General features: G+C 51.9%; 8 protein-coding genes. 5 read left to right on the top strand and 3 right to left on the bottom strand.

Going from position 1 to position 10,170, the window contains the following annotated elements; translation table 11 throughout:
- Nucleotides 1-261 (top strand): IS1 family transposase (locus BHE85_RS05675; protein ID WP_000317683.1); only part of this gene is annotated, 261 nt, incomplete at its 5' end.
- A 109-nt stretch (nt 262-370) separates the two neighbouring features.
- Here the strand turns inward: BHE85_RS05675 and BHE85_RS05670 are convergent.
- Nucleotides 371-925, bottom strand: coding sequence for a YtfJ family protein (locus BHE85_RS05670; RefSeq protein WP_000175287.1), 555 nt, complete (start codon nt 923-925; stop codon nt 371-373).
- Nucleotides 926-1,249: 324 nt separating this feature from the next.
- Between BHE85_RS05670 and BHE85_RS05665 the strand changes: the two genes are divergently transcribed.
- Nucleotides 1,250-1,456, top strand: coding sequence for a DUF1107 domain-containing protein (locus BHE85_RS05665; protein ID WP_000689228.1), 207 nt, complete (start codon nt 1,250-1,252; stop codon nt 1,454-1,456).
- Between the two features lie 60 nt (nt 1,457-1,516).
- Here BHE85_RS05665 and paeA read toward each other — a convergent pair whose 3' ends face one another.
- Together paeA and msrA are read right to left on the bottom strand one after the other, a co-directional pair.
- Nucleotides 1,517-2,860 carry a polyamine export protein PaeA gene (gene paeA / locus BHE85_RS05660; RefSeq protein ID WP_000935042.1) on the bottom strand — a complete coding sequence of 448 codons (1,344 nt, stop codon included), beginning with the start codon at nt 2,858-2,860 and terminating at the stop codon, nt 1,517-1,519.
- A 322-nt stretch (nt 2,861-3,182) separates the two neighbouring features.
- Entirely contained in the window at nt 3,183-3,821 is a 639-nt protein-coding gene (gene msrA / locus BHE85_RS05655; protein ID WP_004988379.1) for a peptide-methionine (S)-S-oxide reductase MsrA, read from the bottom strand.
- Between the two features lie 205 nt (nt 3,822-4,026).
- Between msrA and tamA the strand changes: the two genes are divergently transcribed.
- The 3 genes from tamA to BHE85_RS05640 are packed head-to-tail and all read left to right on the top strand — an operon-like array spanning nt 4,027 to nt 9,880.
- Nucleotides 4,027-5,760, top strand: coding sequence for an autotransporter assembly complex protein TamA (gene tamA, locus BHE85_RS05650; RefSeq protein WP_001269320.1), 1,734 nt, complete (start codon nt 4,027-4,029; stop codon nt 5,758-5,760).
- Entirely contained in the window at nt 5,757-9,536 is a 3,780-nt protein-coding gene (gene tamB, locus BHE85_RS05645) for an autotransporter assembly complex protein TamB (RefSeq protein WP_000060892.1), read from the top strand. The genes tamA and tamB overlap by 4 nt, the downstream gene beginning before the upstream one ends.
- A 2-nt stretch (nt 9,537-9,538) precedes the next feature.
- Nucleotides 9,539-9,880, top strand: a complete 342-nt coding sequence (locus tag BHE85_RS05640; protein WP_001219164.1) for a gamma-glutamylcyclotransferase family protein — start codon at nt 9,539-9,541, stop codon at nt 9,878-9,880.
- Nucleotides 9,881-10,170: the final 290 nt, after the last annotated feature.

Raw genomic sequence — 10,170 nt, 5'->3', positions numbered from 1 at the left:
ACACTGGAGCGTCTTCTGAGCCTGCTGTCGGCCTTTGAGGTCGTGGTATGGATGACGGATGGCTGGCCGCTGTATGAATCACGCCTGAAGGGAAAGCTGCACGTTATCAGCAAGCGTTACACTCAGCGCATTGAGCGACATAATCTGAATCTGAGACAACATCTGGCAAGGCTGGGACGGAAGTCACTGTCGTTCTCAAAATCGGTGGAGCTGCATGACAAGGTCATCGGGCATTATCTGAACATAAAACACTATCAGTAAGTTGGAGTCATTACCTATGAGTTCGGTGTAAGAGCTCAGAGACCTAATTCCCCTATCCCATAGATAACGATAGGGGAAAATTATTTTTGCAGAATTTATGTTATTGCCATTATTTGAGCAACTTTTGCAGCAGGTCCATCACTTGCTGCACCTCTTCCTGTGTGAGCGCCCCGTCTTTGGCCCATTGCACGCGACCATCCTTATCCAGCACCACTACAGCGGAACTTTCTTCATCCAGCTGCCAGGCACCGCGCGCGACGCCATTGCTATCGACAATAAACTGCGACCAGGGATAAAGCTTTTTATTACTCTCCAGACTGCTGCGCACAAACATGCCGGAACCCGGAATTGCGTCGTCGGTGTTAACAATGGTGGTGGTCTGGTAACGATCGTGCGGTAACTTTGCTGATTTAATCGCTTCAATCAGCGTCGCGTTTTTCTCTTTTGCAGAGGTGCGACCAGCAATATGTTGCAGTACTCGCACTTTTCCCACTAACTGCGCGCTGTTCCAGGTTTTGTAGCTAAACTGATCTTTATCAAGCACCAACTCGCCCCGATCGGTAATGCCAATCGGCGGCACTCGCTGACCGGTTTCGAACTGATGTGCGGAAGCCATCATCGGCAACAGCAGGCAGGTGAGTGCCAGAATCTTGCGTAGGGTCATGGTGTTTCCTTCTTATGATATGCAGGTGATCCGACCACTTGGATCTGAGTTTTAATCATATGTGCTATTTATCGAATTTCCCGCAAGTGTGATGCCAGTTTGCGGTCAAGCGCACAAATCATATGAAAAATGAATGCTTATACTGAAGACCGCGCTTCGGTAAAAAGATAATTCTGAATAATTGTAACCTTTAGGTAAAAAAAGTTATACGCGGTGGAAACATTGCCCGGATAGTCTATAGTCACTAAGCATTAAAATTTGCGTCTCATAATAGTTGGGCCGATTGTGGCACCGCACAGGCGTAATACTCAGCAGGAGATAACAATGAAAATTTTCCAACGGTACAACCCACTTCAGGTGGCGAAGTACGTAAAGATCCTGTTCCGTGGACGGTTATACATCAAGGACGTTGGCGCTTTTGAATTTGATAAGGGTAAGATTCTTATCCCAAAAGTGAAGGATAAGCTGCATTTGTCAGTGATGTCCGAAGTTAACCGTCAGGTTATGCGTCTGCAAACAGAGATGGCTTAACCAAAGTGCTATGCAGTAATAAGACGCTCCTGATTCAGGAGCCGTTGATGTTTCTGGGGGTTACGCGACGCTTTCTTCTTTATCTTTAGCGTCAGGCAGTTTTGGCGAAAGGGCGGTGGCCTTGCTGTCGATCCGGGTCACCAGCAGCTGGTCGATGCGGTAGTTATCGATATCCACCACTTCAAATTTGTAGCCGGCGAATTTCACCGAATCGGTGCGTTTCGGGATCTTACGCAGCATAAACATCATAAAGCCGCCGATGGTTTCGTAGTTGCCCGACTGCGGGAACTCGTCAATATCCAGCACGCGCATGACGTCGTCAATTGGGGTGCCGCCGTCAATCAGCCATGAGTTCTCATCACGGGCGACAATCTGCTCTTCCAGCCCCTGACCGACCAGATCGCCCATCAGCGTGGTCATCACGTCGTTGAGGGTGATGATCCCCACCACCAGCGCGTACTCGTTCATGATCACCGCGAAGTCTTCACCTGCGGTTTTAAAACTTTCCAACGCCTCTGAAAGGGTTAACGTATCCGGCACAATCAGCGTGTTGCGAATTTGTACGCCGCTGTTCAGTGCCAGGCTTTGGTTAGCCAGCACGCGGTTCAGCAGGTCTTTAGAATCGACATAACCGATGATGTGGTCAATATCTTCATTACAGACGAGGAACTTAGAGTGCGGATGTTCCGCCACCTTATTCTTCAGGCTTTGCTCATCTTCGTGGAGATCAAACCAAATCACGTTTTCACGCGGTGTCATTGAAGACGGAACGGTACGGGATTCCAGCTCAAAGACGTTTTCAATCAGCTCGTGTTCCTGTTTACGTAACACGCCCGCCAGCGCACCGGCTTCCACTACCGCGTAGATGTCATCAGAAGTGATGTCATCTTTACGTACCATTGGCAGTTTGAAAATACGGAAGATCATGTTCGCCAGGCCGTTGAAGAACCACACCAGCGGGGTGCAAACGTACAGGCAGAAGCGCATCGGGTTGATGATACGCAAAGCCACCGCTTCTGGCGCAATCATACCGATGCGTTTCGGGGTTAAATCCGCAAACAGGATAAACATGCCAGTCACTAACGAGAAAGAGAGAATAAAGCTCAGTTGCTCAGAGAGCTCTGCCGACATATAGCGGGAGAACAGGCTGTGAAAAGCTGGAGAAAATGCCGCATCACCGACGATACCGCCGAGAATCGCCACTGCGTTCAGACCGATTTGGACCACGGTAAAGAACATGCCGGGATTTTCCTGCATATTCAGAACGCGTTGGGCATTTATATTGCCTTCATCAGCCAGCAGTTTAAGTTTGATTTTGCGTGAGGCGGCAAGCGAGATCTCGGACATCGAGAAGAACGCACTTACAGCGATCAAGCAGAGTATGACTAAAATACTGTTTAACATATCTTATCCGACCTTTCAGGCCAGATCCTCGGAAGGGAAAGTTGATTAATTTGTGTGAAATACACATTGAAAGCCGATTCGAAGAAAGTGAACCGGAATTTTCAGTGGCTAGTATAGCGTAAGGTACTGTAAAGTCGCCAGAGGGTTAAAATTCAGACTGCTGATAAATGCAATACTGCCTGATGCGCTATGCCGATCAGGCCTACGCAGTCCTTGCAATATATTGAATTTGGACGATTTTGTAGGCCTGGTAAGTCGTTTAAGCCGCATCAGGCATAGACAAAGAGCACTTTATCAACAAACTACATTTGTACCCGTAACGCTATGCTTCCGGCGGCAGACAGACGCCAATTCCGCCAATTCCACAGTAACCATATGGGTTTTTATGCAGATATTGCTGGTGGTCATCTTCGGCATAATAAAACGGTGTGGCGTTAGCGATTTCCGTGGTGATGTGACGATCGTCATCGGCGGCAAGCATCGCCGCCTGAAAACGTTCCAGACTGGCGCGAGCTGCGGCATCCTGTTCTGGGGTCAGCGGATAAATCGCTGAACGATACTGCGTGCCGTGGTCATTGCCCTGACGCATTCCCTGGGCGGGATCGTGATTCTCCCAAAATACCTGTAGCAACTGCTCATAGCTGATGACGGAAGGATCGTAAACAATGCGTACCGCTTCGGCATGACCCGTATCACCGGAGCACACTTCCCGATAAGTCGGATTTGGCGTATAGCCGCCGGTATAGCCTGCGGCGGTGCTGTAAACGCCGGGTAACTGCCAGAACAGACGCTCCACACCCCAGAAACAACCCATCGCAAAAATGGCAATCTCCATTCCGTCAGGTTCATTGGTCATTGAGTGACCGTTGACCGCATGCAGCGTGGCTACGGGCATCGGGGTGTTACGTCCAGGCAGGGCATCGGCGGGGGAAACCAGATGCTTTTTATCAAATAAACTCATGGTGTCGCTCTCCCGAAAATCGGTCATTGGGGTTAAGGTTGTAACAAGAGGCGTATTTGCACACAATAACCACCGTGAATAGGTCTAAAGTAAAACATAAGAAATATTTGGGGTTTAGTCTGCTTTTTAATCCATATTACTGGATTTTTGTTAAGCCGTTTAACGGCGTTCCAGGGGCAGGAAAAAAGGATATTCAGGAGAAAATGTGCGCTATATCCGACAGTTATGCTGTGTAAGCTTACTCTGCTTAAGCGGATCTGCCGTCGCCGCGAACGTCCGTCTACAGGTCGAGGGGTTATCGGGACAGCTGGAAAAGAACGTTCGTGCGCAGCTTTCTACGATTGAAAGTGATGAAGTGACGCCAGACCGCCGCTTTCGCGCACGCGTCGATGATGCCATCCGTGAAGGTCTGAAAGCGCTGGGTTATTACCAGCCGACCATTGAATTTGATCTCCGTCCACCGCCAAAGAAAGGGCGGCAGGTATTGATCGCCAAAGTCACGCCAGGTGTGCCGGTGTTAATTGGCGGCACCGATGTGGTATTGCGCGGCGGCGCGCGGACCGATAAAGACTATTTGAAATTGCTCGATACTCGCCCGGCTATTGGTACGGTACTGAACCAGGGCGATTATGAAAATTTCAAAAAGTCCTTAACCAGTATTGCGTTGCGTAAAGGTTATTTCGATAGCGAATTTACCAAAGCGCAGCTGGGCATTGCGCTCGGCCTGCATAAAGCCTTCTGGGATATTGATTATAACAGTGGCGAACGTTACCGCTTTGGGCATGTGACCTTTGAAGGATCACAAATCCGCGATGAATACCTGCAAAATCTGGTGCCGTTTAAAGAGGGCGATGAGTATGAATCGAAAGATCTGGCGGAACTGAACCGCCGACTTTCTGCTACCGGCTGGTTTAACTCGGTGGTGGTGGCTCCACAATTTGATAAAGCGCGCGAAACGAAAGTATTACCATTGACGGGCGTGGTTTCGCCGCGAACAGAAAACACCATCGAAACCGGGGTCGGTTACTCTACGGACGTGGGACCGCGCGTGAAAGCGACGTGGAAAAAGCCGTGGATGAACTCATACGGTCACAGTTTGACCACCAGTACCAGTATTTCCGCGCCGGAACAGACCCTCGACTTCAGCTATAAAATGCCGCTGCTGAAGAATCCACTGGAACAATATTATTTGGTGCAGGGCGGTTTTAAGCGCACTGACCTGAACGATACCGAATCTGACTCCACTACGCTGGTGGCTTCTCGCTACTGGGATCTCTCCAGCGGTTGGCAGCGTGCCATTAACCTGCGCTGGAGTCTCGACCACTTTACTCAGGGTGAAATTACCAACACCACGATGCTGTTTTATCCTGGGGTGATGATTAGCCGCACGCGTTCTTGTGGTGGCCTGATGCCAACCTGGGGCGACTCGCAACGCTACTCTATCGACTACTCCAACACGGCCTGGGGCTCAGATGTCGATTTCTCCGTTTTCCAGGCGCAGAACGTCTGGATCCGCACACTGTACGATCGCCATCGTTTCGTTACACGCGGCACGCTGGGCTGGATTGAAACCGGTGATTTCGACAAAGTACCGCCGGATCTGCGTTTTTTCGCCGGGGGCGATCGCAGTATTCGCGGCTACAAATACAAATCTATCGCCCCGAAATACGCCAACGGTGACCTGAAAGGGGCCTCGAAGTTGATAACCGGATCGCTGGAATACCAGTACAACGTGACCGGAAAATGGTGGGGCGCGGTGTTTGTCGATAGTGGCGAAGCGGTAAGCGATATTCGCCGCAGCGACTTTAAAACCGGTACCGGGGTCGGCGTGCGCTGGGAATCGCCGGTCGGGCCAATCAAACTCGATTTTGCCGTACCGGTCGCGGATAAAGACGAACACGGGTTACAGTTTTACATCGGTCTGGGGCCAGAATTATGAGTTTATGGAAAAAAATCAGCCTCGGCGTGGTTATCGTTATCTTACTGTTGCTGGGATCGGTGGCGTTTCTGGTGGGCACCACCAGCGGCCTGCATCTTGTATTTAAAGCGGCGGATCGCTGGGTGCCAGGACTGGATATTGGCAAGGTCACCGGCGGCTGGCGCGATCTCACCTTGTCTGACGTTCGTTATGAGCAGCCAGGCGTGGCGGTAAAAGCGGGTAATCTGCATCTGGCGGTCGGTCTTGAGTGCCTGTGGAACAGTAGCGTTTGTATTAATGACCTGGCGCTGAAAGACATTCAGGTCAACATCGACAGTAAAAAAATGCCTCCTTCTGAACAGGTTGAAGAAGAGGAAGATAGCGGTCCGCTGGATCTCTCCACGCCGTATCCCATCACCCTGACACGGGTGGCGCTGGACAACGTCAACATCAAGATTGATGACACCACGGTGTCGGTGATGGACTTCACCTCCGGCCTGAACTGGCAGGAGAAAACCCTGACCCTGAAACCGACGTCGCTGAAAGGCCTGCTGATTGCTCTGCCGAAAGTGGCGGAAGTGGCGCAGGAAGAAGTGGTCGAACCGAAAATTGAAAATCCGCAGCCGGATGAAAAGCCGCTCGGCGAAACGCTGAAAGATCTCTTTTCTCGCCCGGTATTGCCGGAAATGACCGACTTGCATTTGCCGCTTAACCTGAACATTGAAGAGTTTAAAGGCGAGCAGTTACGCGTGACGGGCGACACGGACATCACCGTGCGCACCATGCTGCTGAAAGTGAGCAGCATTGACGGCAATACTAAACTGGACGCCCTGGATATCGATTCCAACCAGGGGATCGTCAACGCCAGCGGCACGGCGCAGCTGTCAGACAACTGGCCGGTGGATATCACCCTCAACAGCACACTGAACGTGGAGCCGTTGAAAGGTGAAAAAGTGAAGCTAAAAGTGGGCGGCGCGCTGCGCGAACAGCTGGAGATTGGCGTTAATCTTTCCGGTCCGGTGGATATGGATTTACGCGCCCAGACGCGACTGGCGGAAGCCGGATTGCCGCTCAACGTGGAAGTGAACAGCAAACAGCTTTACTGGCCGTTCACTGGTGAGAAGCAGTATCAGGCGGATGATCTGAAACTGAAACTTACCGGCAAAATGACCGATTACACGCTCTCTATGCGTACGGCAGTGAAGGGACAGGAGATCCCGCCAGCCACCATTACCCTTGATGCCAAAGGTAATGAACAGCAGGTCAATCTCGACAAACTCACCGTCGCGGCGCTGGAAGGGAAAACTGAACTCAAGGCGTTGCTCGACTGGCAGCAGGCCATTAGTTGGCGCGGTGAGCTAACGCTTAATGGCATTAACACCGCCAAAGAGTTCCCGGAGTGGCCGTCGAAACTCAATGGCTTGATTAAAACCCGCGGTAGCCTGTACGGCGGCACCTGGCAGATGGAGGTGCCAGAACTGAAGCTGACCGGTAACGTCAAACAGAACAAAGTGAACGTTGACGGCACGCTGAAAGGCAACAGTTATATGCAGTGGATGATCCCTGGGCTTCATCTGGAACTGGGGCCAAACAGTGCCGAAGTGAAAGGCGAGCTGGGGGTAAAAGATCTCAATCTTGATGCCACCATCAACGCGCCGGGGCTGGATAACGCGCTGCCGGGGCTTGGCGGTACAGCGAAAGGGCTGGTGAAAGTACGCGGCACGGTGGAAGCGCCACAACTACTGGCAGATATCACCGCGCGCGGCCTGCGCTGGCAGGAACTTTCCGTGACGCAGGTTCGCGTGGAAGGCGACATTAAATCCACCGATCAGATCGCCGGGAAACTCGACGTACGCGTTGAGCAAATTTCGCAGCCGGATGTAAATATCAACCTCGTCACCCTGAATGCCAAAGGCAGCGAAAAGCAGCACGAGCTACAGTTGCGGATTCAGGGCGAGCCTGTCTCCGGGCAGCTTAATCTGGCAGGAAGTTTTGATCGCAAAGAAGAACGCTGGAAGGGAACTCTTAGCAATACCCGCTTCCAGACGCTGGTCGGCCCGTGGTCGCTGACCCGCGATATTGCGCTGGATTACCGCAATAAGGAGCAAAAAATCAGCATCGGGCCACACTGCTGGCTTAACCCGAATGCGGAACTGTGCGTGCCGCAAACTATCGATGCGGGGGCCGAAGGGCGTGCGGTGGTGAATCTCAACCGCTTCGACTTCGCCATGCTGAAACCGTTTATGCCAGAAACCACTCAGGCCAGCGGTATCTTCACGGGTAAAGCGGATGTTGCCTGGGACACCACGAAAGAGGGGCTGCCGCAGGGCAGTATCACCCTTTCGGGGCGTAACGTGCAGGTAACGCAAACCGTCAACGATGCGGCGCTGCCGGTGGCGTTTCAGACACTGAATCTGACGGCGGAATTGCGTAACAACCGTGCCGAATTGGGCTGGACCATCCGCCTGACCAATAACGGCCAGTTTGATGGACAGGTGCTGGTGACCGATCCGCAAGGCCGCCGTAATCTTGGTGGCAACGTCAATATCCGTAACTTCAACCTTGCGATGATAAACCCCATCTTTACTCGTGGGGAAAAAGCAGCGGGGATGGTGAGTGCCAACTTGCGTCTGGGTGGTGATGTGCAAAGCCCGCAGTTGTTTGGTCAGCTTCAGGTTACGGGTGTGGATATCGACGGCAACTTTATGCCGTTTGATATGCAGCCGAGCCAGCTTGCGGTCAACTTTAACGGTATGCGCTCGACGCTTGCCGGTACAGTACGGACCCAGCAGGGTGAAATCTACCTGAACGGTGATGCCGACTGGAGCCAAATTGAAAACTGGCGGGCACGAGTAACGGCGAAAGGCAGTAAAGTGCGGATCACCGTGCCGCCGATGGTACGAATGGATGTATCGCCAGATGTTGTATTCGAGGCTACACCAAACCTGTTTACCCTCGATGGTCGCGTGGATGTCCCGTGGGCGCGCATCGTGGTGCACGATCTGCCGGAAAGCGCAGTAGGCGTCTCCAGCGATGTGGTGATGCTTAACGATAACCTGCAACCGGAAGAGCCGAAAACGGCGTCGATTCCGATTAACAGTAACCTGATTGTCCACGTTGGCAACAATGTGCGCATTGACGCCTTTGGCCTGAAAGCGCGGCTGACGGGCGATCTTAACGTCGTTCAGGACAAACAAGGGCTGGGCCTGAACGGGCAGATCAACATCCCTGAAGGGCGCTTCCATGCCTATGGTCAGGATCTGATTGTGCGTAAGGGTGAGCTACTGTTCTCTGGTCCGCCAGATCAACCGTATCTTAATATTGAAGCTATTCGTAACCCGGATGCTACAGAAGACGACGTAATCGCCGGAGTTCGCGTCACTGGTCTGGCGGACGAACCGAAAGCGGAGATCTTCTCTGACCCGGCGATGTCGCAACAAGCTGCATTGTCTTATTTGCTACGTGGACAAGGGCTGGAGAGCGATCAGAGCGACAGTGCGGCAATGACCTCGATGCTGATTGGTCTGGGGGTTGCGCAAAGTGGCCAGATTGTGGGTAAAATCGGCGAGACGTTTGGCGTAAGCAATTTAGCGCTCGACACCCAGGGAGTAGGCGACTCCTCCCAGGTAGTGGTCAGCGGCTATGTATTGCCAGGCCTGCAAGTGAAATACGGCGTGGGTATATTTGACTCTATAGCAACACTCACGTTACGTTATCGCCTGATGCCTAAGCTATATCTGGAAGCCGTGTCTGGTGTAGACCAGGCACTGGATTTGCTCTATCAGTTCGAGTTTTAGCAATGCGAATATTTGTCTACGGCAGTTTACGCCACAAACAAGGCAACAGTCACTGGATGACCAATGCCCAGTTACTGGGCGATTTCAGTATCGATAACTACCAGTTGTATAGCCTGGGCCACTATCCAGGCGCAGTTCCGGGGAACGGAACGGTACACGGTGAAGTTTATCGTATTGACAACGCCACGCTGGCCGAACTTGATGCCTTGCGCACCAGGGGCGGTGAATACGCGCGCCAGTTGATTCAGACGCCGTACGGGAGTGCATGGATGTACGTTTATCAACGACCCGTCGAGGGATTAAAGCTAATTGAAAGCGGCGACTGGTTAGACAGGGATAAGTAATAATAAAAGCACGCCACCTTCGGGTGGCGTTGTTTTATGCGATGTATCTCGCGATTTTTTTTTGTAACTTTTCCATCTTTTGCTTTTCTCTCCGAGCCGCTTTCCATATCTGCAATCGCATAAAAAACTCTGCTGGCGTTCACAAATGTGCAGGGGTAAAACGGGGGCACGCTTTGAACGGTGAGTATGAGTGGATTTGCCCCTATATTTCCAGACATCTGTTATCACTTAACCCATTACAAGCCCGCTGCCGCAGATATTCCCGTGGCGAGCGATAACCCAGCGCACTA

Origin of the sequence: Shigella sp. FC1567 (assembly GCF_001743015.1) — a bacterium.
Taxonomy (GTDB): Bacteria; Pseudomonadota; Gammaproteobacteria; order Enterobacterales; family Enterobacteriaceae; genus Escherichia; species Escherichia coli.
Note: the sequence above shows the minus strand (reverse complement) of the source record. Positions and strands in the feature narration are given on the sequence as shown.